26 protein-coding genes and 1 pseudogene are annotated in these 25368 nt (G+C 71.1%); 15 read left to right on the top strand and 12 right to left on the bottom strand.

Going from position 1 to position 25368, the window contains the following annotated elements; genetic code table 11:
- Positions 1-97: 97 nt before the first annotated feature.
- The 3 genes from AVL59_RS38270 to AVL59_RS38280 are packed head-to-tail and all read left to right on the top strand — an operon-like array spanning position 98 to position 1304.
- Positions 98-319 (top strand): hypothetical protein, encoded by a 222-nt coding sequence (locus AVL59_RS38270; RefSeq protein ID WP_067313798.1) that lies wholly within the window; start codon positions 98-100, stop codon positions 317-319.
- The gene (locus tag AVL59_RS38275) at positions 316-753 is read left to right on the top strand and encodes an ATP-binding protein (protein ID WP_067313799.1); all 438 of its coding nucleotides are present in this window, start codon (positions 316-318) and stop codon (positions 751-753) included. The genes AVL59_RS38270 and AVL59_RS38275 overlap by 4 nt, the downstream gene beginning before the upstream one ends.
- The gene (locus AVL59_RS38280; protein ID WP_067313801.1) at positions 750-1304 is read left to right on the top strand and encodes a hypothetical protein; all 555 of its coding nucleotides are present in this window, start codon (positions 750-752) and stop codon (positions 1302-1304) included. Before AVL59_RS38275 ends, AVL59_RS38280 begins: the two co-directional genes overlap by 4 nt.
- Before the next feature lie 58 nt (positions 1305-1362).
- Here AVL59_RS38280 and AVL59_RS38285 read toward each other — a convergent pair whose 3' ends face one another.
- From AVL59_RS38285 to AVL59_RS38300, 4 genes are all read right to left on the bottom strand, one after another.
- The gene (locus tag AVL59_RS38285) at positions 1363-2577 is read right to left on the bottom strand and encodes an MFS transporter (RefSeq protein WP_067313803.1); all 1215 of its coding nucleotides are present in this window, start codon (positions 2575-2577) and stop codon (positions 1363-1365) included.
- A 92-nt stretch (positions 2578-2669) separates the two neighbouring features.
- Positions 2670-3638: an endonuclease/exonuclease/phosphatase family protein gene (locus AVL59_RS38290; RefSeq protein ID WP_067318243.1), complete on the bottom strand. Its 969-nt coding sequence runs from the start codon at positions 3636-3638 to the stop codon at positions 2670-2672.
- 271 nt (positions 3639-3909) lie between these two features.
- Positions 3910-4539, bottom strand: a complete 630-nt coding sequence (locus AVL59_RS38295; protein WP_067313805.1) for a TetR/AcrR family transcriptional regulator — start codon at positions 4537-4539, stop codon at positions 3910-3912.
- Between the two features lie 74 nt (positions 4540-4613).
- A complete protein-coding gene (locus tag AVL59_RS38300; protein ID WP_208870518.1) occupies positions 4614-6200 on the bottom strand; it encodes an MFS transporter in 1587 nt (528 codons plus the stop codon).
- Positions 6201-6397: 197 nt separating this feature from the next.
- Between AVL59_RS38300 and panB the strand changes: the two genes are divergently transcribed.
- The 3 genes from panB (at position 6398) to AVL59_RS38315 (ending at position 9301) form a co-directional block, all read left to right on the top strand.
- Complete coding sequence (gene panB / locus AVL59_RS38305) at positions 6398-7264, top strand: 3-methyl-2-oxobutanoate hydroxymethyltransferase (RefSeq protein ID WP_067313808.1); 867 nt, start codon at positions 6398-6400, stop codon at positions 7262-7264.
- A gap of 199 nt (positions 7265-7463) precedes the next feature.
- Positions 7464-8489, top strand: coding sequence for an ATP-binding cassette domain-containing protein (locus AVL59_RS38310; RefSeq protein WP_067313810.1), 1026 nt, complete (start codon positions 7464-7466; stop codon positions 8487-8489).
- On the top strand, positions 8486-9301 hold the full coding sequence (locus AVL59_RS38315; protein ID WP_067313811.1) for an ABC transporter permease: 816 nt from the start codon (positions 8486-8488) through the stop codon (positions 9299-9301). The genes AVL59_RS38310 and AVL59_RS38315 overlap by 4 nt, the downstream gene beginning before the upstream one ends.
- 11 nt (positions 9302-9312) lie before the next feature.
- On the opposite strand, the gene AVL59_RS38320 is transcribed toward AVL59_RS38315, so the two are convergent.
- Entirely contained in the window at positions 9313-12579 is a 3267-nt protein-coding gene (locus AVL59_RS38320) for a BTAD domain-containing putative transcriptional regulator (RefSeq protein WP_067313813.1), read from the bottom strand.
- A gap of 14 nt (positions 12580-12593) precedes the next feature.
- Positions 12594-13037, bottom strand: coding sequence for a DUF6578 domain-containing protein (locus tag AVL59_RS38325; RefSeq protein WP_237281784.1), 444 nt, complete (start codon positions 13035-13037; stop codon positions 12594-12596).
- Between the two features lie 107 nt (positions 13038-13144).
- Here AVL59_RS38325 and AVL59_RS38330 point away from each other — a divergent pair, with 107 nt between their 5' ends.
- A complete protein-coding gene (locus AVL59_RS38330) occupies positions 13145-13945 on the top strand; it encodes a site-2 protease family protein (protein ID WP_067313817.1) in 801 nt (266 codons plus the stop codon).
- Here AVL59_RS38330 and AVL59_RS38335 read toward each other — a convergent pair.
- From AVL59_RS38335 to AVL59_RS38345, 3 genes are all read right to left on the bottom strand, one after another.
- The gene (locus AVL59_RS38335; protein WP_067313823.1) at positions 13935-14126 is read right to left on the bottom strand and encodes a hypothetical protein; all 192 of its coding nucleotides are present in this window, start codon (positions 14124-14126) and stop codon (positions 13935-13937) included. The genes AVL59_RS38330 and AVL59_RS38335 overlap by 11 nt on opposite strands.
- A gap of 77 nt (positions 14127-14203) precedes the next feature.
- Positions 14204-14917, bottom strand: a complete 714-nt coding sequence (gene npdG, locus AVL59_RS38340; RefSeq protein ID WP_067313824.1) for an NADPH-dependent F420 reductase — start codon at positions 14915-14917, stop codon at positions 14204-14206.
- Positions 14918-14954: 37 nt separating this feature from the next.
- Complete coding sequence (locus AVL59_RS38345) at positions 14955-16064, bottom strand: sialidase family protein (RefSeq protein ID WP_067313826.1); 1110 nt, start codon at positions 16062-16064, stop codon at positions 14955-14957.
- Between the two features lie 168 nt (positions 16065-16232).
- Between AVL59_RS38345 and AVL59_RS38350 the strand changes: the two genes are divergently transcribed.
- Positions 16233-16829: a hypothetical protein gene (locus AVL59_RS38350; RefSeq protein ID WP_067313828.1), complete on the top strand. Its 597-nt coding sequence runs from the start codon at positions 16233-16235 to the stop codon at positions 16827-16829.
- Between the two features lie 116 nt (positions 16830-16945).
- On the opposite strand, the gene AVL59_RS38355 is transcribed toward AVL59_RS38350, so the two are convergent.
- Positions 16946-17185, bottom strand: a complete 240-nt coding sequence (locus AVL59_RS38355; RefSeq protein WP_067313829.1) for a hypothetical protein — start codon at positions 17183-17185, stop codon at positions 16946-16948.
- Positions 17186-17243: 58 nt separating this feature from the next.
- On the opposite strand from AVL59_RS38355, the gene map reads away from it, so the two are divergent.
- Entirely contained in the window at positions 17244-18101 is an 858-nt protein-coding gene (gene map, locus AVL59_RS38360; protein ID WP_067313831.1) for a type I methionyl aminopeptidase, read from the top strand.
- A 170-nt stretch (positions 18102-18271) separates the two neighbouring features.
- On the top strand, positions 18272-18919 hold the full coding sequence (locus tag AVL59_RS38365) for a biliverdin-producing heme oxygenase (protein ID WP_067313833.1): 648 nt from the start codon (positions 18272-18274) through the stop codon (positions 18917-18919).
- Positions 18920-19092: 173 nt separating this feature from the next.
- Here the strand turns inward: AVL59_RS38365 and AVL59_RS38370 are convergent, their stop codons facing one another.
- Positions 19093-19737, bottom strand: coding sequence for a PhzF family phenazine biosynthesis protein (locus AVL59_RS38370; protein WP_067313834.1), 645 nt, complete (start codon positions 19735-19737; stop codon positions 19093-19095).
- Positions 19730-20611 (bottom strand): hypothetical protein, encoded by an 882-nt coding sequence (locus AVL59_RS38375; RefSeq protein WP_067313836.1) that lies wholly within the window; start codon positions 20609-20611, stop codon positions 19730-19732. The genes AVL59_RS38370 and AVL59_RS38375 overlap by 8 nt, the downstream gene beginning before the upstream one ends.
- 68 nt (positions 20612-20679) lie before the next feature.
- Between AVL59_RS38375 and AVL59_RS55260 the strand changes: the two are divergent.
- From AVL59_RS55260 to AVL59_RS38395, 5 genes and pseudogenes are all read left to right on the top strand, one after another.
- Positions 20680-20942, top strand: a pseudogene (locus AVL59_RS55260) (hemin ABC transporter ATP-binding protein); the annotation flags it as partial.
- 178 nt (positions 20943-21120) lie between these two features.
- Positions 21121-22257 (top strand): iron uptake system protein EfeO, encoded by a 1137-nt coding sequence (efeO, locus tag AVL59_RS38380; RefSeq protein WP_067313837.1) that lies wholly within the window; start codon positions 21121-21123, stop codon positions 22255-22257.
- Between the two features lie 16 nt (positions 22258-22273).
- Positions 22274-23527, top strand: coding sequence for an iron uptake transporter deferrochelatase/peroxidase subunit (gene efeB / locus AVL59_RS38385; protein WP_067313839.1), 1254 nt, complete (start codon positions 22274-22276; stop codon positions 23525-23527).
- A 3-nt stretch (positions 23528-23530) separates the two neighbouring features.
- Complete coding sequence (gene efeU, locus AVL59_RS38390) at positions 23531-24403, top strand: iron uptake transporter permease EfeU (RefSeq protein WP_067313841.1); 873 nt, start codon at positions 23531-23533, stop codon at positions 24401-24403.
- A complete protein-coding gene (locus AVL59_RS38395) occupies positions 24363-25355 on the top strand; it encodes an SCO2278 family lipoprotein (protein ID WP_067313842.1) in 993 nt (330 codons plus the stop codon). The genes efeU and AVL59_RS38395 overlap by 41 nt, the downstream gene beginning before the upstream one ends.
- Positions 25356-25368: the final 13 nt, after the last annotated feature.

Below are 25368 nucleotides of genomic sequence, written 5' to 3' on the forward strand. Positions count from 1 at the left end.
GTTGGCGTCGCGTACGTGAAACGTCTTCCACGCTAGCGAGCGCCGCGACAGCCTGTGCGGGATTCATCACACTCCGCACAGAAGGTTGCCGACCCCGATGCCCGACCGCTCCCCCACCGCCTACGACGTCACCCTCTGCGTCGAGGACCTCCGCACCGCCCTCGCCCTGCACGGCATCACACTGCCGTCGCTCCGCGTCGACCTGCCGGGCTTCGCCGGGACGTACGCCCCGCCCGCCGGGCTCGTCACGCTCGGAAACTGCAACACGGCCACGGCACGCGCCCTCGCCGCCGCACTCAGGAAGACGGCGGACCGATGAGGACCGCGCTCGAACTCCGTATGCTCGCCACGCCGAAGGCCGCGCCGGAACTCCGTCACCATCTCCGCGAGCACGGCTACGACGTCCGACTGTGTGCGACGGAGTTACTGACGAACGTGATCGACCACGTCGGCGAGGGCACACCAGTGACCGTCCGGGTCATCGGCACGGCACGTCACGGCCGTACCCGCATCGAGGTGACCGACCCCGACCCGCGCACCCTGCCCGTCCTGCTGTCCGCCACGGAGGCGGAGGTGTCCGGGCGGGGCATGGCCCTCCTCGACGCTCTTGCCGATCGGTGGGGCGTGGACCAGGCACCGGACCGCAAGACGGTCTGGTGCGAATTGAGGAACGGGAGCGACGCCGGGGAACCCGAGGCAGGCCCGTCCGCACCCTTGCCACCGGAGTGCCCGAGCGGCAGGGTGAATTCGTGATCATTCCCTTCTTACGTGACGACACGCAGGGCTCGGTGACGGTGACACTGGAGCGCGTGGACGACCCCACCGTGATCGGCAAGCATCCCTCGGCCCATGACTTCCCGAGTTGCACCGCCGCGGTGGACTATCCGGGAAAGGGGTATCGGGCCCTCTTCGGCTGGGTCCAGTTGGTGCGTTCGACGGACAACCCCTCCGCCGGGGCGGCCTTCGACATGGACCCGTTCTACCTCTTCGAGGACGCGCCGTCGCCGTACGCGTTCTTCGGCATCAATCCCACCCTGTTCGACGCGCCGTCCCGGGCCAGTCGGGATCCACTCGACTGGACGGCCCACAGCTTCCTGGCATGGACACCGATGGACGACACCGAACGGCGAGTCCTGCCGCTGGCCGGCTTCTCCTGGGGGTTCGGCATCGACTCGGCCGGTCGCATCACATTGCGGGAGGTTGAGACACTCGCACCTGTGGACTGGGACGCGCACCTGCCGTACCTCGGCACCTCGCACCCGGGCTGGGTGTTCGAGAAATGGCAGGACACCCTTTCCGGCTGACGTGGGAACTCGTGGCCGGCGTGCGACCGGACGGCCGGCCACGGTTCCTCCGCTTCGGTCAGTGGTGCAGTGCACCCGACGGCTCGGGTACGTGTGTGGCGACCACCCGTCCGGCGTGCGCAACCTCCCGACGCCGGTCCACCGCATACGCCACGGCCGCGACGCCCAGCCCCAGCACCGCAAGCGCCGCCCCGGCAACCGCCGGAGACGTGACCCCGAAGCCCGCCGCGAGCGCCAGCCCCCCGATCCAGGCGCCGCCGGCATTCGCCAGGTTGAAGGCCGCCTGGTTGGCAGAGGAGGCCAGGGAGGGGGCCGCGGCGGCCTTCTCCATGACCATCAGCTGGAGCGGGGAGCCGGTGACGAACGCCGCCATGCCGAGCAGGGCCACGGCCAGCGCCGCGCTCCACTCCGCTCGCATCAGGAGCGGGAACAGCAGCAGCACCGCCACCAGCGAGGCCAGACCGCCGAAAAGGGTGCCGCGCATCGAGTGGTCCGCCAGTCGTCCGCCCAGCAGGTTGCCCGCCGTCGCGCCGACGCCGAACAGGGCGAGCAGCACCGTCACGCCGGACTCGGCGAAACCGGCGGAGTCCGTCAGCATCGGGGTGACGTAGCTGTAGGCGGCGAAGAGGGCGCCGAAGCCCGCCACCGTCGTCCCGAGGGCCAGCCAGACCGGGAGGGAGCGAAGGGCCGCCAGTTCGCCGCGCAGACCCGTCGACGGGGCATGGGTGTGGTCGTGCGGGATCAGGAGGGCGAGCGAGGCGATCGCGGCCAGGCCGATCGCGCTCACACCGAGGAAGGTGGCCCGCCAGCCGAGGTGCTGGCCCATCAGCGTGGCGGCGGGGACGCCCGCGATGTTGGCGACGGTCAGGCCGAGGAACATCAGGGACACGGAGCGGGCCTTGCGCTCCGGCGCGACCAGGTTCGTGGCGACGACCGCGCCCACGCCGAAGAAGGCGCCGTGCGGCAGTCCGCTGAGGAAACGGGCGGCCAGGAGCGAGTCGTAGCCGGGGGCGAGCGCGGAGAGCGCGTTGCCCGCGACGAACAGGGCCATGAGGGCCATCAGGACCTTGCGGCGGGACATCCGCGCGGTCACGGCGGCCAGCAGCGGGGCGCCGACGACGACGCCCAGCGCGTACGCCGAGACCAGGTGCCCGGCGGTGGGGACGGAGATGTACAGGTCGTCCGCGACGTCGGGCAGCAGGCCCATCATCACGAACTCGGTGGTACCGATACCGAAAGCGCCGACGGCCAGAGCGAGCAGGGCCAGGGGCATGAAGGGCCTGTGCCTTTCAGGGGAGAGGGGAGTTCCGTGCAGTCTATGTTCAGCTGCGGAACAAAGTCTCCCGGGCCCGGTATTCCGGCCGGTTACGAGGACGTGTCCAGCTTCACACGGGCAGCCACCGGAAGGTGGTCGCTGTTGGTGCGCGGCAAGGTCCAGGAACTCGTCGGCTCGACGCCCTTCACCATGATCTGGTCGATCCGCGCCATCGGGAACGCCGCCGGCCAGCTGAACCCGAAGCCGCTGCCCGCCGCGCCCTGCGTGGAGCGCAGCTGCGAGGTGACGGCGTTGAGCGCGCGGTCGTTCATCGTGCCGTTCAGATCGCCGAGCAGCACGACCCGCTTCAGCGTCTCGTCGGCGATCGCCTCGCCGAGCGCGTCCGCGCTCTTGTCCCGCTGCCGGGCGGTGAACCCGGCCTCCATCTTCACCCGGACCGAGGGCATGTGGGCCACGTAGACCGCGAGCGGGCCCTTGGGGGTCGTCACGGTCGCCCGCATCGCGCGCTCCCAGCCGAGCCTGATGTCGACGGCCTTGACGCCGCTCATCGGGTACTTGCTCCACAGGCCGACCGTGCCGACGACCGCGTGGTACCGGTACGTCGACGCGAGCGCCTTCTCGTACACCGGCACGGCGGACGCGGGCAGTTCCTCCAGGGCCAGCAGGTCCGCGCCGGAGGAGGCGACGTCGCGGGCGGTCGCGGACGGGTCGGGGTTGTCGGCGTTGACGTTGTGGGTGGCCACCATGAGGTCGCCGCCGCCGCCCGTCTTGTCGGTGAGCAGCCCGCCGAAGAGGTTCAGCCACACGACGGCCGGCAGCACGACGGCGATGAGAGCCGTGGCCGACCTGCGGATCAGGCCGAGGACCAGCAGCACCGGGATGAGCAGGCCCAGCCAGGGCAGGAACGTCTCTGTGAGGCTGCCGAGGTTGCCGATCGCGTTGGGGACGTGCGAGTGCACGAGCATCACCAGGGCCAGCAGCAGCGCGAGGACGGCGAGGACGATGCCCCGGCGCCAGATGCGCGGATCGCCGCGCCAGCCGACGAGCAGGCGACGCATCAGGCGCCGAAGCCGGGTTCCCGGTCGCTCGGGCCCCGAGCCGCCGTTGTCCGTCTCCGTCATGTACGCCTGCTGCGCCATACCGTCTGCCTCACTGCCTGCCGTGCACACACCGTCGTCCCCCCGTGCTCTACCGACCCTAGGGGATGATCGGCCCCGTTCCCGCCGTCCCATGACGGCCGTACGGAAGACGAGGACGAGGGAGGTGGGGCGGGGGGTTCCGGTTACCCGCCGGATGGGCGTGGTCTGTGACGAAACGCGCACATTAGTGCTACGAGAATGTTGAGCTGACGGGTCGTAGACCCTGCAGGACCGTGTCCACGATCTCCTCGGCGAGGCCCTCGGGCAGATCGGCGTCGGGGCGCATGACGGAGCGGACCAGCATGGGGCCGACGAACATGTCGTTGGCCAGGTCCAGGTCGACGTCGGCCCGCAGTTCGCCGTTCAACTGCCCTCGGCGCAGCACTTCGCGGCCGAGTTCACGCCGGGGCCGTATGACGTTCGCGTGGTACGCCGTCCAGATCTTGGGGCTGCTCTTCATCTGGGCGTACGCGTTGTGCATGATCACCGAGGCGCGGCTGAGCAGACCGCGCTGGCGCAGGGATTCGAGCAGGACGACGAGGTCGTCGCGCATGGAGGTGCCGGGGAGTTCGGGGTCGGGGGGCTCCGCGGCGCGGATGACGTCGACGAAGAGCTCCTCCTTGCCGCTCCAGCGGCGGTAGATGGTGGCCTTGCCGACCCCGGCGGTGCGCGCGACGCGCTCGATGGAGAGTTCGGCAAGGGGTACGCCGTCCTCCAGGAGCTTCATCACGCCCTCCAGGATGGCGCGTTCCACGGCCTCGCTGCGCGGGCGGCCCCTGACGGGACCGTCCGGCCGCGGCCGGCTCTCGGCAAGGCTCACTCGTCCGTCCTTTCACTGTGCTGCGCGTATTGTCCCGCAGCGGCCTCCTTCCCCCGTCGGTACGCCGCGCGGTCTCAGTCGGCGGCCACGACCAATTCCTGTTCCTTCCTGTCCTCCTGACCGGCCGGCGGCTTGCCCGGCAGGAACAGGACCGTCACCAGTGCGCCGATGAGCGCGACACCCGTACCGCACAGGGCGGTGAGGTGCATGGCGTGCAGGAACGCGTCGTTGGCGGGGGTGACGAGCGCCCGGCCCTGCGGGCCGAGCTTCTCGGCCACGCCGAGGGTGGCCTCGATGGACTCGCCGGCCGTGCTCCTGAGGCCGGACGGCAGCAGGTCGAGCTTGCCCTCGATGCCGTTGCGGTACGAGGCGGAGAGCACCGAGCCGAGGACGGCGATGCCGAGCGCTCCGCCGACCTGGCGGAAGGTGTTGCTGAGCGCGGAGGCGGAGCCGGCCTTCTCGCGCGGCAGGGCCTGCATGATGACGACGGAGGTCGGCGTCATGATGTGCGCCATTCCGGCACCCATCAGGAAGAAGACGATCTCCAGCAGCCAGATCGGCGTGGCCGCCTCGAAGGTGGCGAAGGCGGCCAGCGTCGCCGCGATCACCACCAGGCCCGCGGTGGTCGTGGCCTTGTTGCCGAACCGCTCCACCACCAGCCGGGCACGCGGCGCGAAGATCATCTGTGCGGCGGCCAGCGGCAGCATCAGCAGACCGGACTGCAGCGGGGAGTACCCGCGCACGCTCTGGGTGTAGAAGACCGAGAAGAACGTGACACCCATCAGCGCGAAGAAGACCAGCGCGATGGCGGCCATGGCGGCCGAGAAGACCGTGTTCTTGAAGTAGGTGACGTCCAGGGACGGGTGGCTGCTGCGCTTCTCGAAGACGACGAAGCCGGTGAGGACGACGAGACCGGCGACGATGGTCGCCAGCACCTTGGCGTCGGTGAAGTCGGCCAGCTCGCCGCCCTTGATGATGCCGTAGACCAGCAGGACCAGGCCGACGACGGACAGCACCACGCCGACGGGGTCGAGACGGCCGGGCCTGGGGTCGCGCGAGTCGGGCACCAGCCACACCATCAGGGCGAGCGCGATGATCACGATCGGCACGTTGATGAGGAAGACCGAGCCCCACCAGAAGTGGTCCAGCAGCGCGCCGCCGGTGATCGGGCCGATGGCGATGGCGAGGCCGACGCCGCCGGCCCAGATACCGATGGCCTTGGGCTGCTCCTCGCGCTCGAAGACGTTCATCAGCACGGCGAGGGTGGCGGGCATCACGAAGGCGGCACCGAGGGCCATCAGGGCGCGGAAGGCGATCAGCTGGCCCGGGGAGCCGGACTCGGCGGCCAGGGCCGAGCCGACACCGAACACGAGCAGGCCGCCGAGCAGGACCTTCTTGCGGCCGAGGCGGTCGCCGACGAGGCCGGCGGTGAACAGCAGACCGGCGAAGACCAGGGTGTAGGCGTTGATCGCCCACTCGATCTGGCTCTGGGTGGCACCGAGGCCGGTGGGCGCCGGGGTGGAGATGGTCTTGATGGCGACGTTCAGGATCGAGTTGTCGAGCACCACGATGAGCAGGCTCAGCATCAGCACGCCGAGGATCGCCCAGCGGCGCCGGTGCACCGCTTCCGGTATCCGGGAGGCAGGGACAGGACTTGTCATGCGTTCGAGCCTAGAGCCTTTCCAATACGGGACCGTCTCGTATCTGAATTCCTTTACCGAGGCCTTACACAGCGGGCGGACGGCGCTGCGGGGATCACAGGGGGTCCCCCCTGGCCCTGACTGGCACGAGGTGCCACCATGGACACGATCCGGGGACGCCGTCAGGGCGCCTCGAGATGACTGAAGGAGCCGTTGCCATGACGCAGCTTTCGGCTGCCCAGAACAAGCCTTCCGACGGCAGCAATGCGCTGTACGGGGGGAAGGGCACCCGCCGCATCACCGTCCGCGACATCGCCCTCGCCAAGGAGCGGGGCGAGAAGTGGCCCATGCTCACCGCCTACGACGCGATGACCGCGTCCGTCTTCGACGAGGCCGGGATCCCGGTGATCCTGGTCGGCGACTCGGCGGGCAACTGCCACCTCGGGTACGAGTCGACCGTGCCCGTCACCCTCGACGAGATGACCATGCTGTCCGCGGCCGTCGTACGCGGCACCCAGCGGTCCCTGATCGTCGGCGACCTGCCCTTCGGCTCCTACCAGGAGGGTCCGGTGCAGGCGCTGCGCTCGGCGACCCGGCTGGTGAAGGAGGCCGGGGTCGGCGCGGTCAAGCTGGAGGGCGGCGAGCGGTCGCACGAGCAGATCCGGCTGCTGGTGGAGTCCGGCATCCCGGTGATGGCCCACATCGGGCTGACCCCGCAGTCCGTCAACGCGATGGGCTACCGCGTGCAGGGGCGGGGCGAGGAGGCGGCGCAGCAGCTGCTGCGGGACGCGAAGGCGGTGCAGGACGCGGGGGCGTTCGCGGTGGTGCTGGAACTGGTTCCCGCGGAGCTGGCGGCCGAGGTGACGCGGGTGCTGCACATCCCCACGGTCGGGATCGGCGCGGGTCCCCAGACCGACGCGCAGGTCCTGGTCTGGACGGACATGCTGGGGCTGACCTCCGGTCGGGTGCCGAAGTTCGTCAAGAAATACGCGAACCTGCGTGAGGTCATGGGCAACGCGGTGAAGGAGTTCGCGGAGGATGTCGTCGGCGGGGCGTTCCCGCTGGAGGAGCACTCCGTCCACTAGGCCATTGCGGAAACACCCTGGCAGCCCGCCGACCGTCCCCCGTCGGCGGGCTGCCGCATTGCGAACTCGCTCTCGGGAACGCCCGGTCGACCGACCGTGACGCGCCAAGGTGGGCGGAGAGGGGCGGAACCCCGGGATGTCGGCGGGATGTAGGGGGCTTGTCGGTCGTTTGTCGGTGGGGTCTGACAACGTCTCGGGCATGACGCGAATCGATGACGCCCCCGTCGGCGCAGGCCAAGCGGTGACGGTACGGGGACTGGTCAAGCACTACGGCGAGACCAAGGCACTGGACGGTGTCGACCTGGATGTGCGGGAGGGCACCGTGATGGGGGTGCTCGGGCCGAACGGCGCCGGGAAGACCACCCTGGTACGGATCCTGTCCACCCTGATCACCCCGGACGCCGGGCAGGCCACCGTGGCCGGGTACGACGTGGTGCGCCAGCCCCGGCAGCTGCGCCGGGTGATAGGGCTCACCGGTCAGTACGCCTCGGTGGACGAGAAACTGTCCGGCTTCGAGAACCTGTACATGATCGGCCGGCTGTTGGACCTGTCCCGCAGGGATGCCCGCGCCCGCGCCGACGAGCTGCTGGAGCGGTTCTCGCTGACGGAGGCCGCCAGGCGCCCGGCGAGCACGTACTCGGGCGGTATGCGGCGCCGGCTGGACCTGGCCGCTTCCATGATCGGACGCCCGGCCGTGCTCTACCTCGACGAGCCGACCACGGGGCTCGACCCCCGTACCCGCAACGAGGTGTGGGACGAGGTCAAGGCGATGGTCGGGGAGGGCGTCACCGTCCTGCTCACCACGCAGTACATGGAGGAGGCCGAGCAGCTCGCCTCCGAGCTGACCGTCGTCGACCGCGGCAAGGTCATCGCGAACGGTGCGATCGAGGAGCTGAAGGCCAAGGTCGGCGGTCGCACGCTGCGGGTCCGCCCGGTGGACGCGCTGCAGCTCTCACCGCTCGCCCAGATGCTCGACGAGCTGGGCATCACCGGGCTCGCGACCACCACGGTCGACCGCGAGACCGGCACGCTGCTGGTGCCGATCCTCAGCGACGAGCAGCTGACCGCCGTGGTCGGCGCGGTCACCGCGCGCGGCATCACGATCTCCTCCATCACCACCGAACTGCCCAGCCTGGACGAGGTGTTCCTGTCCCTCACCGGCCACCGTGCCGGTGCCCCGCAGGACGCCACGCCCGCCGACTCCCGCGAAGAGGTCGCCGTATGAGCGCCACGACCACCGCCACCGGCGTCGTCGACGTCCGCATCCCGCTGCGCGGGCACCTGCGGCACACCGGCGCGCTCATCCGCCGCAACCTGCTGTGGATCCGCCAGGATCCCGAGTCGATGTTCGACGCCCTGCTGATGCCGGTCGTCTTCACGCTGCTGTTCGTGTACGTCTTCGGCGGCTCGATCGGGCAGGCCCTGGGCGGCGGTCAGGACAGGTACGTGCAGTACGTCATCCCCGGCATGCTGGCGATGATGAGCATGACGATGTCGCAGGGCGTCGGCACCGGCTTCAGCCAGGACTTCAACAGCGGTGTCATGGACCGTTTCCGGTCCATGCCGATCGGGCGCGGCTCGGTGCTGTTCGCGAAGATCGCGGTGGAGCTGGGCCGGATGCTGCTCGCCACCGTCCTCCTGATGGTCGTCGCCCTCCTGGTCGGCTTCCACATCACCCACTGGGCCGGCCTGTTCGCGGCCGTGGGCCTGTCCGCGCTGTTCGCCTCGTCGATCATGTGGGTGTTCCTCACCCTGGGCGTCGTCCTGAAGAGCGCCCAGTCGGTGCAGGGGCTCGGCTTCCTGGTGCTGTTCCCGCTCCAGTTCGGCTCGTCGATCTTCGCCCCGACCAAGTCGATGCCGACGTGGCTGCAGCACTTCACCGACTACAACCCGCTGTCCACGCTCGCGGACGCGGCACGCGGCCTGATGAACGGCGGCCCGGTCGCCCACGACCTGTGGGTGACGGTGGGCTGGTCGGTGGCGATCACCGCCGTGATGGCGCCGGTCGCGATCCACAAGTTCCGTACCAAGACCTGAGAACCTGCGGCTCAGACCAGGGCGGTGGCCTCCACGAGGGAGAGGCCACCGCCCTCGGCGTACGCGGCCTCGTACGCGGGCCCGTCGAGCGTCTCCCGGATCCGGGCCTCGGTCAGCTCGTGCACCCGGCGCTCCGCGGTGGAGGCGACGTGCCCGGCCGGCAGCAGGGCGTCCGCGGCGGCCAGGCACCGGGCCGCGTCCACGGCCCCGGTGCCGCCGTCGCGGGCGGCCAGGGCCATCGCGGCGACGGTGAGGCAGACGGAGGGCAGATGCGGGGTGATGATCTGGCACATCGGGTCGCCGGTGGCGAGCCGCAGGGCCTGGCGGATCCGGGCCAAGGCCTCCTCGCCCCGGCGCTCGAGGGCGTCCAGCCAGGCCTCCTGGTTGAGGATCAAGGCGTCGAAGACGACGAAGTGGCCGCCCCTGAACTCCTCGTGCAGCAGCCGGAACTGCTCGCGCGCCTCGGGGATGCGACCGGTCAGGCTGAGCCAGCCGGCGAGGAAGAGCCGGGCGGTGGGCATCGCCTCGTTGTGGGAGCCGTCGTGACGGGCGATGACGTCGCGCAGCAGCCGCTCGCCGCGCTCGGCGTGGGCCCCCTCCATCTCCATGAGCACACTGCCCAGCCGGGCTTTGAGCACGTCCGTCTGGGCACGGGCCCCCAGGCGTTCGGCGTGTTCGATGGCCGCCGCGTAGTCCGCGGCGGCCTGTCCGTAGACGCCCTTGCGTTCGAGGGACTCGCCGCGCGCGGACAGCGCCTCGGCGGTGCCCCATTCGTCGCCGAGCCGGCGGTAGATCTCCAGCGACTCGTCGGCGTCGGGGACGGCGTCGTTGGCCCAGGCGGTGCTGTTGGCAAGGAGGCTGGCGCGTATCTGCAGGGCGCCGGCCAGCTCCCACTCGTAGCCGGGGGTGTCCCGGCAGGTCCGCACGACGGCGTCGACGATCCCGCGCAGCCGGTGGGCGCCGCCGGTCAGCATCTCGGCAAAGAACCACATCATGCCCGGGGCCCGGCAGGTCTGCGGCATGCCGGGCTCGTAGACCTGGGTGATGACGCGCAGCTTGGTCTGCGCCTCGGGGGTCCCCCAGACCTCCGTCAAGGCGTCCGTGTAGGCGAGGTGGGAGAGATGCACGCCGCGCCGGGCCTCGATGAGGAGTTCGCCGGTGAACGGGGGCGGGGTTTCCGTGCAGCGCTGATACACCGGCCGGGCACGGCGCGCCGGCTCGGTGAACGGGTCGGGGCCGAGCGCCATGACCTCCTCGCACCAGGCGCGGGCCTCGATGCGCTGGTCGCGCATCTGCCAGAACCAGACCAGGGACAGCACCAGGCTGAGCCCCTCCTGCTCGTCGCCGACGGCGACGGCGTGTCTGAAGGCGGTGCGCAGGTTCTCGTACTCCAGCTGGAGCCGGTCGAAGGCGGTGCGCTGTGCGGGGCCGCGCAGCAACGGGTCGGTGGTGCGGGCGAGTTCGCGGTAGTACGTCAGGTGGGCGCGCTCGGCGTCGGCCCGGCGGCCGGTCTCGGCCAGCTGCTCGGCCGCGTACTCGGCGACGGTCTCAAGCAGCCGGTAGCGCATCGCGCCGTCGCTCGCCGGGGCGGCCACGACCAGGGATTTGTCGACCAGGGAGCCGAGCGCGTCCAGGGCGGCCGGGCCGCACACGGCCTCGGCGGCGGCGAGGTCGCAGCCGCCCGCGAAGACCGACAGGCGGCACAGGACGTCCCGTTCCTCCTCGTCCAGCAGGTCCCAGGACCAGTCCACCACGGCGCGCAGGGTCTGCTGGCGGGGCAGCACGGTGCGGCTGCCGCTGCGCAGCAGCCGAAAGCGGTCGTCCAGCCGGTCGGCTATCTGGCGGGGCGTGAGCACGCGCAGCCGGGCGGCCGCCAGCTCGATCGCGAGGGGCAGCCCGTCGAGCCGGCGGCAGATCTCGGCGCATGCCCCGGGGTCGTCCGCGACCCGGAATCCGGGCCGGGCAGCCAGGCCCCGGTCGGCGAGCAGCCGCAGCGCGACCGGCTCGGGCAGCGGCTCCACCGGGCGCACCAGCTCGCCGGGCACACCGAGGGGTTCGCGGCTGGTGGCCAGCACGGTGAGCTCCGGGCAGCGGGCCAGCAGGCTCTGCGTCAGCCGGGCGGCGGCCTCCACGACGTGCTCGCAGTTGTCGAGAATGATCAGCATCCGGCGCCGGACGCAGTGTTCCACGAGCCGCTCGACGGGGTCGCCGTGCCGCTCGGCGGCCGCGCGGATGGCCTCGACTCCGGCGCCGTGCAGCACGGTCTCGCGGGCGCCGATCGCGGTCAGCACGGCCTGCGGTACGGCGTCCGGGTCGTCCACGGGCGCCAGTTCGGCCAGCCACACCCCGTCCCGGGCGGTGTGCCGCACCGCCTCGGCGGCCTGCTGGGACAGGCGGGTCTTCCCGGCTCCGCCGGGACCGAGCAGGGTGACGAGGCGGGCGGCCGCGAGGTCGGCGCCGATGGCCGCGATGTCGGCTTCCCGGCCGACGAAGGAGGTGAGCCGGGCGGGCAGGTTGCCGAGCGCCGGGGCCGACTCGGCCTCCCGCGGGGGTCCCGCCAGCAACTCGGCGTGCAGGGAGCGCAGTTCGGGGCCCGGGTCGGAGCCGAGCCGGTCCGCGAGAAGCTGTCGTACGTCCTCGTAGGCGGCGAGCGCCTCGGCCGGGCGGCCGGTGTCGCGCAGGGCTCGCAGCCGCAGCGCCTGGAGCGGCTCGTCCAGGGGGTGGCCGTCGCACAGGGCGGTCAGCTCGGGCAGCGACTGCTCGGCGTGGCCGAGGGCGAGGGCGGCGGAGTGCCGGGCGCGCTGCGCGTCCAGGCGGCGGGTCTCCCAGCGGGCGGCCTCGGCGGTGCGGTCGGGCAGGTCGGCGAGGGCCGGGCCACGCCACAGGGCGAGGGCGTCGTCGAGGACGACGGCGGCCTTGGCCGGGTCGCCGTCGCTCAGCGCGCGCATCCCCTCACCGGTCAGCCGGTCGAACCGGCCCAGGTCGATGTCGTCGGGGGCGGCGGCGAGCCGGTAGCCGCCCTCGGCCGAGGCGACGGCGTCCGCGCCGAGGGCCCGGCGCAGCCGGCCCACCAGCGCCTGCAGGGCACCGGCGGCGTCGGCGGGCGGATCGGCGCCCCACACCTCCTCGACCAGCACGCCCGCCGGTACGGTACGGGCGGACCGCAGGGCGAGCACCGTGAGCAGGGCACGCAGCCGCGCCCCGCCTACCGGGACGGGCGTGCCGTCGGGGCGGAGTGCCTGGGTGGGGCCGAGAAGGCGATAGCGCACGGGGTCCATTGTCTCTGGAGCGCTCAGGACCGGTCACCGGGCGCGGCGACGCGGTGTCCGGGATCCTCAGGGCCGTCCGCGACCTCCAGGGTGACGAGGGCCCCGTCGGTACGGCGGGCGCGGCGCGGGCCCGTCTTCGTGCCGGACTCCTCGTGCCGGAACCACTTCGGGCAGGTGTCGACGCGTTCCAGGGACACGGTGCCGGGCACGGGTTCGAGGGTGCGCGAGCCAAGGCGTTCCTCGGCGTACTCCTGGTGCACCAGGTCGATGGAGCGGACGCGGCCGGTGGTCTCGTGCTCCGCGCCGCCGTGGTTCTCCACCCACGCCCGGGCGCCGTGGTACCGGCCTTCGTCCAGATGCTCCTCGTCGAGTCCGGCCAGCCGCCAGCCCACCTCGTCGCCCACCGAGAAGGGCCTGCCGCAGCATTCCATCTGCCAGTCCTCGTAGAACACCTTCATCATCGGCATCCCCCCAGCTTCCGGGAACCGGCGGGCGATCGCGAGACGTTTTCCCGGCGAGCCCCCGCCGGGTACGGTCGGGCTCCCGACCGTCCACGTCCCCAGGAGCCGGAACGATGACCACCGCCACCACCCGCCGCGGCGACCGGAGAGTCAGTCCCGTCTTCGCCGGGATCCTCGCCGTGACAGCGGTGACCGGCTGGGCCACCTGGACGGGCTTCGCCGCACAGCCGGGCATCGCGGTGTTCCTGTTCGTGACGGCGGCCTGGATCGTCTCCCTGTGCCTGCACGAGTACGCGCACGCACGCACCGCCCTGCACAGCGGTGACATCACGGTCGGCGCGAAGGGCTACCTCACGCTGAACCCGCTGAAGTACACGCACGCGCTGCTGAGCATCGTGCTGCCCGTGGTGTTCCTGATCATGGGCGGGATCGGTCTGCCGGGCGGCGCCGTGTTCATCGAGCGCAGCCGCATCCGGGGCCGCTGGCGGCACAGCCTGATCTCGGCGGCGGGCCCGCTGACGAACGTGCTGTTCGCGGCGGTGTGCGCGGCGCCCTTCTGGCTGCACGCCCTGGACGGCGTGCCCCACGTCTTCCAGTACGCGCTGGCGTTCCTCGTGCTGCTCCAGGTGACGGCGGCGATCCTGAACTTCCTGCCGGTGCCGGGCCTGGACGGTTACGGAGTGATCGAGCCCTGGCTGTCGTACAACGTCAAGCGCCAGGTGGAGCCGTTCGCGCCGTTCGGGCTGCTGTTCGTGTTCGCGCTGCTGTGGGTGCCGTCGATCAACAACGTGTTCTTCGACGCGATCGACGCGATCCTGCGCGGCCTGGGCGTCGACAACTTCTCCCGGGCCTGCGGCTACGAGCTCTACCGCTTCTGGCGCGGCACCCCGGAGATCTGCACGTTCAGCCCGTGACGGACTTGCCCCGCCCGGCGCCGGCCCGGTCACGCTTGATGTAGTACCAGGTCATGTTGGATGACAGGCCCGCCAGCAGTACCCAGACGATCCCCAGCCAGCTGCCCTGGACGAACGAGACGACCGCGGCGGCGACGGCGAGGACACAGACGACGAGCGTGTAGAGGGCAATGCGGGGCATCGGGGGTCGGCTCCTTGCGGGGGACACTGCTACGACGACCAGTGTCCCCCATCGATCCCCGCACCTCGTACGTCGGCTCACACGTCGGTGACGCGGAGCCCGGCGTGTGCCTTGTAGCGGCGGTTGACGGAGATCAGGTTCGCGACCAGGGACTCGACCTGGTGGGCGTTGCGCAGCCGGCCGGCGAAGACACCGCGCATGCCGGGGATGCGCCCGGCCAGTGACTGGACGATCTCCACGTCGGCGCGCACCTCGCCCAGGACCATCACATCCGTGTCGATCTGCTCGATCTCCGGGTCCTGGAGCAGCACGGCCGACAGGTGGTGGAAGGCGGCGGTGACCCGGGAGTCGGGCAGCAGGGCGGCGGCCTGCTGGGCGGCGCTGCCCTCGTCCGGCTTGAGCGCGTAGGCGCCCTGCTTGTCGAAGCCGAGCGGGTTCACACAGTCGACGACGAGCTTGCCGGCCAGTTCCGTGCGCAGGGACTCCAGCGTCTTGCCGTGGCCCTCCCACGGCACGGCGACGATCACGATGTCGCTGCGACGCGCGGTCTCGGCGTTGTCGGCGCCCTCCACGCCGTACCCCAGCTCCTCGGCGGCGGTCTGCGCGCGCTCGGCGGCCCGCGAGCCGATGATCACCTTCTGGCCGGACCGGGCGAGCCGGTAGGCGAGGCCCTTGCCCTGCGGGCCGGTGCCGCCGAGCACGCCGACGACCAGCCCTGAGACGTCGGGCAGGTCCCAGGGGTCCTTGGCGGGGGCCTTCGCGGGAGTCTGTGCGCTGTCGGTAGAGGTCATGGGCCGACTCTACGTCCGTGGCGTGTACGGCACCGGGTCAGGTGAGCCGCGTCACGGGCACCCGGCGGAAGGTGATCGTCTCGTAGGCGCTGAAGTCCCCGGTCTCGTAGAGGAGTCCGACGGTGCTCCGGTCGATGCGGACCAGGTCGGAGTAGGCGGCGGGCAGTCCGTCGACCGTGAAGGCGGTGCGCCAGGTGGTGCCGCCGTCACCGGAGGCACGGATGGTCATCAGGGCGCGGAAGGAGGGGTCGGCCGGGGCGGAGAGGAGGAGCAGGTCGGGGTCGCGGAGCTGCAGGACGCTGGCCTCGCAGACCGGGGTGGTGAGGCCGGCCTGCGGGCGGAAGGGCTTGACCAGCGTCCTCCCGCCGTCCGCGGAGTGGGCGTCGGCGCGGTTGCCGGGTGAGGGAGAGTCGTTGCGGGTGTTGAAGTAGACGCGGCCGTCGGGGAGTTCGGCGGCGGTGGTCTCGTTGGCGTTGATGTACCCGTCGGTGTTGTCGTCGAGGTAGCCGAGGTACCAGGTCTCGCCGCGGTCGTCGCTGAGCAGGCAGTGGCCGCCGTTGTACTTGGCCTCGGCGCCGGTGTCGGTGCCGGTGGGCGGCAGGGTGTGGTTGCCGGGGACGAGCACCCGCCCCGAGGCGAGCTGGAGGGCGTGGCCGGGGGTGGTGGCGTACCAGCGCCATCCGGGCTTCTTCACCTGCGCGGTGATCTCCCTCGGCTTCGACCACGTCACGCCGTCGTCGTCGCTGTACTGCGTCCACACCCGCCGGCCGTCGGCGTCCTTGACCCGGCCGCGAAGGATGGCGTCCTCGGTGGCGGTGGCCGCGGCACGGACGTGGACGAGCAGGATGCGGCCGGTGTCGAGGACGACGGGGGCGGGGTTGCCGGCGAGGTTCTTCCCGTTGCTCGCGGCGATCCGCAGCGGGCCCCAGGTGCGGCCGCCGTCGGTGGACCGCTTCAGCACGATGTCGATGTGCCCGTGGTCGGCGGCGGAGCCGGCCCTGCCCTCGCAGAACGCGAGCAGCGTGCGGACGGGAGTGCCGCCGGCCGAGCGGAGCCGGGCCTGGGGGTGCGTCGCCACGACGGCCGGGATACGGAAGCTCGCGTATCCCTCGTGGCCCGCGCGAAAGGGAACGGACACGTCGGTCATCAGAGGGCTCCTCGCACGGGACACGGGACAGGCGACAGGGATAGAGATATGCGACACGGACAGCAGTGATCGAAGCGCGGAGGGTAATGGTCCGTCACATCCCCGGGCCGGGCGAATTCGGAGTGAACTCCACGTCACGAGTGACCGGTTGCGGCAGGATGCGGTCGCATGGACGCCGTACGGGTCGCCTTGTTGCGCGAAGTGCTCGCCGGGACCGAGTGGTTGGGGGCCACGCGGCGGTTCGCCGGGGTGCTGCGGGGATCGGTGGTGGCACACGGGGGCGGGCTGCTGCTGGTGGGCACGCCCGAGTACGAGCCCTGGCATCTGGCCGCGCACCTGGTGGACGAGGCCGCGTGGTCGGGCACGCCGGAGCTGGCTCCCACGCTCGTACGACATCACGCGCGCCCTTCCGATCCCGCGCACCTGTCCGTCGGGCCGGGCCGGATCGAAGAGGCGCGACGGGGTGAGACGCTGCTGGTGGTCGCGCCCGAGGAGCCGGCACAGCTGCTGGAGAGGGTGCATGCGGCACGCCGGGCCGGGGTGACGGTGCTGGCGCTGGGGGCGGGCGGGGGTGAGCTTTCCGCGATGGCCCATGACACGCTGGCCGTGCCGGAAGGGGCGGAACTGGACCTGGACAGCGTGCAGCACCTGGTGAGCGCGGCGGCCGGCGAGAACGGAGGCCCTCCGAGGACGCGGCGGAGTTTCCGTGACCGACTGTCCCGCCTGGCCGAAATCCTGACAGCACCGCCTGCTGCCCCTTGGTGACCCCGCCCACCCGCCTCGGCCGACCGAAAAGGCACCGCACCGAACACGCCCGGACCGACGAGCACGCGGTGCGACTGCGCGAGCAGCGCACCGCCACCCTGCCCGCGCAGGTGTGATCAGTCCTGGTCGCCGTCCCGGTCACCGCGCGCGGAGGCGTCGTGCCAACGGGGGTCGTTCTCCCACTGGAGGTTGCGCTCGGCCGCCGTCTCCAGCGCGTGCTGCGCCTCCTGCGGGGAGGCGTACGGCCCGAAGCGGTCCTTGCCCGGGCAGTCCGGGCCCTCCTCGACCTTCTTGTGCTCCAGGCAGTAGTACCACTCGCCCGGCTTGCCGACGGTGCGCTTCTTGAACAGGGCCATGGACAGCTCCTCTCGCCACCGCCATGTTCCCCCATGCGCGCTGGTTAGACTCGCTGGCATGTCTGGCCAGTCGCTGCTCGTACCAGGGGAGCTCTCTCCCACCCGTTCGGTACCCGGAAACATCCGCCGCCCCGAGTACGTCGGCAAGCCCGCGCCGACGCCGTACACCGGGCCCGAGGTGCAGACCCCGGAGACCATCGAGGCGATGCGTGTCGCCGGCCGTATCGCCGCGCAGGCGATGGAGGAGGCCGCGAAGATCATCGCGCCGGGTGTGACCACCGACCAGCTGGACAAGGTCGCCCACGCGTACATGTGCGACCACGGCGCCTACCCGTCCACGCTCGGCTACCGCGGCTTCCCCAAGTCGCTGTGCACCTCGGTCAACGAGGTCATCTGCCATGGCATCCCGGACTCGACGGTCCTCAACGACGGCGACATCGTCAACCTGGACGTGACGGCGTACATCGGCGGGGTGCACGGCGACAACAACGCGACCTACCTGGTCGGGGACGTGGACGAGGAGAGCCGGCTGCTGGTCGAGCGCACCCGCGAGTCCTTGAACCGGGCGATCAAGGCGGTCAAGCCGGGCCGGCAGATCAACATCATCGGCCGGGTCATCGAGTCGTACGCCAAGCGCTTCGGCTACGGGGTCGTACGCGACTTCACCGGGCACGGGATCAGCTCGTCGTTCCACTCCGGCCTGATCGTCCCGCACTACGACAGCCCGCACGCGACGACGGTCATGCGGCCGGGCATGACCTTCACGATCGAGCCGATGCTGACGCTGGGCAGCTACGAGTACGACATGTGGGACGACGGCTGGACCGTGGTGACCAAGGACCGCAAGCGGACGGCCCAGTTCGAGCACACTCTGGTGGTGACGGAGACGGGTGCGGAGATCCTGACACTCCCCTGATCGCCGCCGCCCGGCCACCGTCCCTTCCCGCCCGATCGCCGCCGAGCCCGCCCCCTGACGGGGGCGGGCTTTCTCTTGTACGCTTTTGCCGACAACTTGTCGGCAACTTTCCCGACAGACCGTCGGCAAAGGCATTGACTTAGGTAAGCCTTACCTTAGAGGATCTGTTCATGGACTCCTTCTCGGCCCTGATCCGTACCGCGTCCCACGAGCAGCACGTGGAGGCGGAGACCTCGACGTTCATGAGCGACCTGCTCGGCGGCCGGCTGGGCATGGCGGCGTACGCGCGGTACACCGAGCAACTGTGGTTCGTCTACGCGGCACTGGAGAGCACGGCCGAGCACCTGGCCACGCATCCGGTGGCGGGGCCGTTCATCCGGCCGGAGCTGCTGCGTCTGCCCGCGCTGGAGCGGGACCTGGCGCATCTGCGGGGCGCCGACTGGCGGTCGGGCCTGTCCGCGCTGCCCGCGACCCGGGCGTACGCGGACCGGATCCGGCAGTGCGCCGAGCGCTGGCCGGGCGGTTACGTCGCCCACCACTACACCCGCTACCTCGGCGATCTCTCCGGCGGACAGATCATCCGGGACCGCGCGGAGAAGACCTGGGGCTTCGCCAAGAAGGGTGACGGGGTCCGTTTCTATGTGTTCGAGCAGATCCCCAACCCCGCCGCGTTCAAGCGGGGTTACCGGGAACTGCTGGACGGGGTCGCCGCCGACGATCTGGAGAAGCAGCGGATCGTGACGGAGTGCAAGACGGCGTTCGCCCTGAACACCGGGGTCTTCCGGGCGCTGGGCGAGGAGTTCCCGCTGTCCGCCTGATCCCCGCCGGGCCGGGCGCGGGTCACCCGGCCCAGTCGGCCGGCGACGGCCGGGCGTATTCCACGGGGCCGCGCACGCCGGGCCTCGCCGAGAGCGGCGTCGGCGTGCTGCGAGACGCGGGCTTCGGGGACGCGCTGCGGCCGTAAGGGGCCGCGAGGGAAGGGCTGTCGCGGTCAGCGTTCCAGGAAGACCCGGCCGCCGACCTCCACCCAGCCGTTCGGCTGCGGCGCGGTCAGGATCTGGGAGCCCCTGCCCTGCGTGATGTTCAGTGCGCGGCCCAGCCGGTCGGTGAGCAGCAGCGCCGCCGCGCCCGTCGCCTCGTCCTCGTCGATGCCGTCGCCCCGGCCGGGGAAGGCGCGGGCGCGGATCCGCCCGGCCGCCTCGTCCTCCCAGGCCCAGGCGTAGATCCACTCCCCGGCCGGCGGCACGTCGAGGGCGTCGACCTCGGCGGCGGTGGGGTACTGGCGCAGGGTGCGCGGCGGAGCCCACTCCGCGCGGGCCTCGATCCAGCTGAACTCACCGTCCAGGCGAGCCCCGACCACCCCTGCGGGCGTGACCAGTTCGGGCACGTCCAGCAACCAGGCCGCGCCGACGCAGGGATGACCGGCGAAGGGCAGGCGCAGGGTGGGGGTGTAGATGTCGATGACCCCGCGCTCGGGGTCGTCCACGAACACGGTCTCGCTGAAGCCGAGCTTCGCGGCCAGTTCCTGCCGGTCGGCGCGCTCGGGCAGCACCGAGCCGTCACGGACGACGCCGAGTTCGTTGCCGTAGCCGCCGTTCGGTCCGCAGAAGACGCGGAGTACGTCGTAGTCAGTCACTTGGAAATTGAAACATCGCGGCGGTGGCGAGCGCGTCCCAGGCGGGGGCGCCGCCGGGGAGCGCCCAGGTGCGCGTGCAGGCCACCTCGTACGGCAGGCCGGAGACGGTGTCGCCGTACGACCGCAGCATGGTCTGCCGTTCCGGCTCCGCGCCGGGGCGGGCGGCCAGTCGCGCCAGCCGATCCTCGTACCACTGGCTCACCTCGTCGGCGGTCCGGCGCCAGTCCTCCTCGCCCGGCGCCCGGATCAGCACCACGCAGGGCGGGGTCCGTCCCTCCGCGAGTGCGGCGACGGCCCGGTCGTGGCCGTCGAGGATCACCCAGCCGTCGAGGAGCGTGACCTGCCACAGGAGAACCGGCGCGAGAGTGCCCTCGCGCGCGTGCTTCCGGTAGGCCTTCACGCGCGGATCGTCCTCCGGCGACAGCTCCCGCAGCGGTACGACGCCCTCCCAGCCGCCCTCGCACCAGTCCAGATGACCGCCGGGCCAGTCCCGCAGGAAGTCGCCCGACCAGACATACGCCGGAAACCGGTCGCGCACCCCGAGGTGCCAGCGCCCCTCGTGCAGCGGTCCGTCCTGTGGCGCCTCCTCCAGCCAACGCGCGTACCGGTGGACCCAGTTGCCCGGCCGGCGCTGCCATGCGGAGCGGATCCGCGGCAACGGTGAGCGGTAGCCCGCCAGCCGGTGCACGAAGAGACCCTCCCGCGAACAGCCGCCCTCTTCCTCGCGGCCCAGGATCACCGGCCGGTCCCCCTGCCGCAGCAGCACCCTGCCGCCGGGCGCGCACTCGAAACGCAACGGCGGCAGCCCGGTCCGGCCTCGTACGTCCAGTACCAGGCCACCCGGCCCCAGCAGTTCCCTGTGCGACCTGTCCATGCCGGCCAGTCTCGGGCACGGCACGGAGTGTCCGACAGCGGATTACGCCTTGCTCTCGCGGCCCTTGAAGCGCACCGGACCTGAAACACCAGGAGTCGGCGCCGCGTCTGTGCCGGGAAAGGGCGCGCGCCGGTGACGCGGTGGTCGTGGTGGTGCACGATCCGGCGCTGGAGCGGCCTACGCGCACCGGGTCGCGATCCTGTGCGCCGGTCGTGTCACGGCCGACGGTCCGCCTGCCGAGGTTTTCACCGAGCGACTGCTTTCGGACGTCTGCGACCAGCCGGTTGAGGTGTTCCCGCATCCCCGCACGGGGGCGGTTCTGGTAACCCCCGCACCGCGCTGCTTGACCTTCTCTTTACTCTTTCTTGGGGTCTGTTTTGAGCCGCCGAGATCAAGCCGTGCCTGTGAGATTTCCGTGAGAGCTGAATCGCGACCCGGCCGGGTAGAGGTGAGGTAAGCCTCATGTAAGTTAGGCCAGCCTCACCACACCATCCCCGCTTGGAGCCTGCATGCGAGCCGTCCGACTCACCGTCACCGCAGCCGCCACCGTGGCCGCTCTGACCGCCATCACGGCCTGCACGGCGAAGAGCGACGCCAAGGACGGCGACGCGATCCAGGTGACCGCAGCCGATTCCAAGTGCGACACCTCCGCCACGTCGGTTCCGGCCGGCCAGGTCACGCTGAAGATCGAGAACAAGGGCTCGAAGGCCACCGAGGTCGAGATCCTCTTCCCGGACGACCGGATCGTCTCCGAGAAGGAGAACATCGGCCCGGGCACCAAGTACACCCTGACCGCCGAGGTGAAGGCCGGCGCGTACGAGATCGCCTGCCGCCCGGGCATGAAGGGCCACGGCGTCCGGCAGAAGCTCACCGTCACCGGCTCCGGCAGGACCGCCCAGCGCAACCCGAAGCTGGACAAGGCCGTTGCCGACTACCGCGAGTACGCCCAGGAGCAGGCCGACGCCACCGTGCCGCTCGCCGAGACCTTCGCGAAGGCGATCAAGGCCGGCGACATGGAGGCCGCCAAGAAGGCGTACGCCCCCTCGCGCCTCGGCTGGGAGCGCACCGAGCCGATCGCCGAGTCCTTCGGTGACATCGACCCCAAGACCGACACCCGCGCCGACGGCCTGGAGGCCGGCCAGAAGTGGACCGGCTGGCACCGCCTGGAGAAGGCCCTCTGGGCGGACAAGAAGATCGGCGCCGAGGAGAAGACCCTCGCCGACCAGCTGGTGACGGACCTGAAGGACTGGCAGGAGCGGGTCGGCAAGGCCGAGATCACCCCGACCTCCATGGCCAACGGCGCCAAGGAGCTGCTCGACGAGGTCGCCACCGGCAAGGTCACCGGCGAGGAGGACCGCTACGCGCACACCGACCTGGTCGACTTCAAGGCCAACGTGGAGGGCGCGCAGAAGGCGTACGAGCTGCTGAAGCCGGTCGCCGAGCAGAACGACAAGGCCCTGACCACCGAGCTCGACAAGCAGTTCACCGGGCTGAACACGCTGCTCGACAAGTACCGCTCCGACAAGAAGGCGTACGACTTCGTCTCGTACGACAAGGTCACCAAGGACCAGCGCAAGGAGCTGTCGGACGCGGTCAACGCCCTCGCGGAACCGCTGTCCAAGCTCGCCGCCACGGTCGCGAAGTAAGAAGGAGCAGACGGTCATGACCGAGACCCAGAACAGCTCCTCCCCCTCCCGCCGCGCGCTGATCGGCTGGGGCGGTGCCGGGCTCGCGCTCGGTGCCGCCGCGGCCGGCGGTGCGGTGGCGGCGGCCAAGGCGGGCAACGACGTGGATCCGACGGCCGCCGAGGCGGGCGGCGCGGTGGAGTTCCACGGCGCCCACCAGGCCGGCATAGCCACCCCCGTGCAGGACAGGCTGCACTTCGCCGCGTTCGACGTGAAGACCGACGACCGCGCCGAGTTCGTGCGGATGCTGAAGGACTGGACCGAGGCCGCGCGCCGGATGACCGCCGGGAAGGCGGTCGGCGAGGGCGCGTACGGCGGGCTGGCCGAGGCGCCGCCGGACGACACCGGCGAGGCCCTCGGGCTCAAGCCGTCGCGGCTGACGCTGACGATCGGCTTCGGCCCGTCCCTCTTCGAGAGGTTCGGCCTCGCGCACCGGCGCCCCGAGGCCCTGGTCGACCTGCCCCAGTTCCCGGGCGACAACCTGGACCGGACGCGTACCGGCGGCGACCTGTGCATCCAGGCCTGCGCGGACGACCCGCAGGTGGCTGTGCACGCGATCCGCAACCTGGCTCGCATCGGCTTCGGCAAGGTCGCCATCCGCTGGTCGCAGCTCGGCTTCGGCAAGACCTCGTCCACGACTCCGGACGCCCAGACGCCCCGCAACCTCATGGGGTTCAAGGACGGCACCCGCAACATCGCGGGCACCGAGACGGACCGGCTGAAGAAGTTCGTGTGGGTCGGCGACGGCGACGGTCCCGGCTGGATGGAGGGCGGGTCGTATCTGGTCGCCCGGCGCATCCGGATGAACATCGAGACCTGGGACCGGACCTCGTTGCAGGAGCAGGAGGACGTCTTCGGCCGGGACAAGGGTGAGGGCGCCCCGGTCGGCAAGGCGAAGGAGCGCGACAAGCCGTTCCTGAAGGCGATGAAGCCCGACGCGCACGTCCGGCTCGCCCACCCCGACTCCAACGGCGGGATCACGATCCTGCGCCGGGGCTACTCCTTCACCGACGGCAGCGACGGCCTCGGCCGCCTGGACGCCGGCCTGTTCTTCCTGGCCTACCAGCGGGACGTCCGCAAGGGGTTCATCCCGCTGCAGCGCAGGCTGTCGGCGCAGGACGCTCTCAACGAGTACATCCAGCACGTGGGTTCGGCGGTGTTCGCGGTACCTCCCGGCGTCCGGGACAAGGACGACTGGTGGGGCCGGACGCTGTTCTCGAAGGAGGCGTAGCCCGTGTTCTCCAACTACCTGATCGGCCTGCGTGAGGGTCTTGAGGCGTCGCTCGTCGTCTGCATCCTGATCGCCTACCTGGTCAAGACCGGCCGCAGGGACGCCCTGAGGCCGATCTGGATCGGCGTCGGCATCGCGATCGCCATCGCGATGGGCTTCGGCTGCGCGCTCGAATTCGGCTCGCAGGAGATGACGTTCGAGGCACAGGAGGCGCTCGGCGGTTCGCTGTCGGTCGTCGCGGTCGGCCTGGTGACCTGGATGGTGTTCTGGATGCGGCGCACCGCCCGGCACCTGAAGTCCGAGCTGCACGGCAAGCTGGACGCGGCCCTCGCGATGGGCACGGGCGCGCTGGTCGCCACCGCGTTCCTGGCCGTCGGCCGTGAGGGCCTGGAGACCGCCCTGTTCGTATGGGCCTCGGTGCACGCGGCGAGCGACGGCACTCCGCGCCCGCTGATCGGCGTGGCCCTCGGCCTCGCCACGGCGGTCCTCCTCGGCTGGCTGTTCTACCGGGGCGCCCTGAAGATCAACCTGGCCAAGTTCTTCACCTGGACCGGCGGCATGCTGGTCGTGGTCGCGGCGGGCGTGCTGGCGTACGGCTTCCACGACCTGCAGGAGGCCAACTGGATCCCGGGCATCGCCGACCTGGCCTTCGACATCAGCGGCACCATCGAGCCGGACAGCTGGTACGGCACGCTTCTCAAGGGCGTGTTCAACTTCCAGCCCGACCCGACCGTGGTCCAGGTCACGGTGTGGCTGCTGTACCTGGTCCCGACACTCGCGATCTTCCTCGCCCCGGTAGGGTTCGCCTCCGGGAAGGGGAAGGTGAAGGCACCTCATGACCAGGGAACGCAGCCGTCGAAGGCTCCGCAGGCGTGACCGGAGCGCGCTGATAGCGGCCTCGCTCACCGCTTTGTCGTTGTCCGCGAGCGGATGTGTGGTGGTGCACGGGGAGCGCGAGGTGCTCCCCGCCGCCACCCGCGCCGAGGCCGCCAAGGCCCTCACACGGTTCACGGACGCGTACAACAAGGCCGACAAGGCCTACGACAGCTCCCTGGACGAGGACTACGTCACCGGCGCCCTCGCCGACATCAACGCCGCCCGGCTGAAGGCCGGGCACGCGAACAACCCCGGCGGCAACCCGAACCACACCCCGCTGAAGCTGACGGACACGAAGTTCACCATCGTCAAGAAGGCTGGCTGGCCCCGCTGGTTCGTCGCCGACGCCAAGGCCAACCAGGCCGGCAACTTCCGCTGGCTGCTGGTGTTCACCCGCAGCGACCTCGGCGGCCCGTGGCAGGTGGCGTATCTGACGCTGGTCAAGCCCGGTGACGTACCGCGGTTCAAGACGGACGCGGACGGGTTCGCCGAGGCCGTGCCCGGCGGCGCCGCCCAACTGGCCGTCCCGCCGCGCGAGCTGAGCAAGGACTACGCGGCCTATCTGAAGAGCGGCGGGAAGACGTTCGCGGACGGGCCCAGCACCAGCGGCTGGCGCACGTACCGCAACGCGCAGGCCAAGAAGCCGGGGCTGGTGCGGCAGTACGTCGACCAGCCGCTGACCCGCGGCGACTACGCGCCGCTCGCGCTGCGCACGGCGGACGGAGGGGCGGTGGTCTTCTTCACGACGCACCACTACGAGAAGCGGACCTCGGCCCCGGGCACCACGGTGCCGATCCCGAACAAGGACGTGAAGGCCCTGATCAAGGGTGAGGTCGAGCAGTCGCTGACGCTGGAGTACATCTCCAACGAGGTCGCCTTGGACCCGGCGGGCAGCGCTCAGGTGTCGGTCCTGGGGCAGGTCCGGGGACTGACCGCCGCGCAGGGCGCGTAGGCCCGTCGGCCGG

The sequence above is a fragment of the Streptomyces griseochromogenes genome (assembly GCF_001542625.1).
GTDB classification, from domain to species: Bacteria; Actinomycetota; Actinomycetes; order Streptomycetales; family Streptomycetaceae; genus Streptomyces; species Streptomyces griseochromogenes.

What these genes read in the sequence shown, in the direction of transcription:
- efeO (WP_067313837.1), top strand. Translation starts at nt 21,121, where the DNA reads ATGCGAGCCGTCCGACTCACCGTCACCGCAGCCGCCACCGTGGCCGCT.
- efeB (WP_067313839.1), top strand. Translation starts at nt 22,274, where the DNA reads ATGACCGAGACCCAGAACAGCTCCTCCCCCTCCCGCCGCGCGCTGATC.
- AVL59_RS38315 (WP_067313811.1), top strand. Translation starts at nt 8,486, where the DNA reads ATGAGCGCCACGACCACCGCCACCGGCGTCGTCGACGTCCGCATCCCG.
- AVL59_RS38290 (WP_067318243.1), bottom strand. Translation starts at nt 3,638, where the DNA reads ATGCGTCGCCTGCTCGTCGGCTGGCGCGGCGATCCGCGCATCTGGCGC.
- map (WP_067313831.1), top strand. Translation starts at nt 17,244, where the DNA reads ATGTCTGGCCAGTCGCTGCTCGTACCAGGGGAGCTCTCTCCCACCCGT.
- AVL59_RS38325 (WP_237281784.1), bottom strand. Translation starts at nt 13,037, where the DNA reads ATGCCGATGATGAAGGTGTTCTACGAGGACTGGCAGATGGAATGCTGC.
- AVL59_RS38300 (WP_208870518.1), bottom strand. Translation starts at nt 6,200, where the DNA reads ATGACAAGTCCTGTCCCTGCCTCCCGGATACCGGAAGCGGTGCACCGG.
- AVL59_RS38275 (WP_067313799.1), top strand. Translation starts at nt 316, where the DNA reads ATGAGGACCGCGCTCGAACTCCGTATGCTCGCCACGCCGAAGGCCGCG.
- AVL59_RS38365 (WP_067313833.1), top strand. Translation starts at nt 18,272, where the DNA reads ATGGACTCCTTCTCGGCCCTGATCCGTACCGCGTCCCACGAGCAGCAC.
- AVL59_RS38345 (WP_067313826.1), bottom strand. Translation starts at nt 16,064, where the DNA reads ATGACCGACGTGTCCGTTCCCTTTCGCGCGGGCCACGAGGGATACGCG.
- npdG (WP_067313824.1), bottom strand. Translation starts at nt 14,917, where the DNA reads ATGACCTCTACCGACAGCGCACAGACTCCCGCGAAGGCCCCCGCCAAG.
- AVL59_RS38335 (WP_067313823.1), bottom strand. Translation starts at nt 14,126, where the DNA reads ATGCCCCGCATTGCCCTCTACACGCTCGTCGTCTGTGTCCTCGCCGTC.
- panB (WP_067313808.1), top strand. Translation starts at nt 6,398, where the DNA reads ATGACGCAGCTTTCGGCTGCCCAGAACAAGCCTTCCGACGGCAGCAAT.
- AVL59_RS38350 (WP_067313828.1), top strand. Translation starts at nt 16,233, where the DNA reads ATGGACGCCGTACGGGTCGCCTTGTTGCGCGAAGTGCTCGCCGGGACC.
- AVL59_RS38320 (WP_067313813.1), bottom strand. Translation starts at nt 12,579, where the DNA reads ATGGACCCCGTGCGCTATCGCCTTCTCGGCCCCACCCAGGCACTCCGC.
- AVL59_RS38395 (WP_067313842.1), top strand. Translation starts at nt 24,363, where the DNA reads ATGACCAGGGAACGCAGCCGTCGAAGGCTCCGCAGGCGTGACCGGAGC.
- AVL59_RS38285 (WP_067313803.1), bottom strand. Translation starts at nt 2,577, where the DNA reads ATGCCCCTGGCCCTGCTCGCTCTGGCCGTCGGCGCTTTCGGTATCGGT.
- AVL59_RS38330 (WP_067313817.1), top strand. Translation starts at nt 13,145, where the DNA reads ATGACCACCGCCACCACCCGCCGCGGCGACCGGAGAGTCAGTCCCGTC.
- AVL59_RS38375 (WP_067313836.1), bottom strand. Translation starts at nt 20,611, where the DNA reads ATGGACAGGTCGCACAGGGAACTGCTGGGGCCGGGTGGCCTGGTACTG.
- AVL59_RS38310 (WP_067313810.1), top strand. Translation starts at nt 7,464, where the DNA reads ATGACGCGAATCGATGACGCCCCCGTCGGCGCAGGCCAAGCGGTGACG.
- AVL59_RS38270 (WP_067313798.1), top strand. Translation starts at nt 98, where the DNA reads ATGCCCGACCGCTCCCCCACCGCCTACGACGTCACCCTCTGCGTCGAG.
- AVL59_RS38355 (WP_067313829.1), bottom strand. Translation starts at nt 17,185, where the DNA reads ATGGCCCTGTTCAAGAAGCGCACCGTCGGCAAGCCGGGCGAGTGGTAC.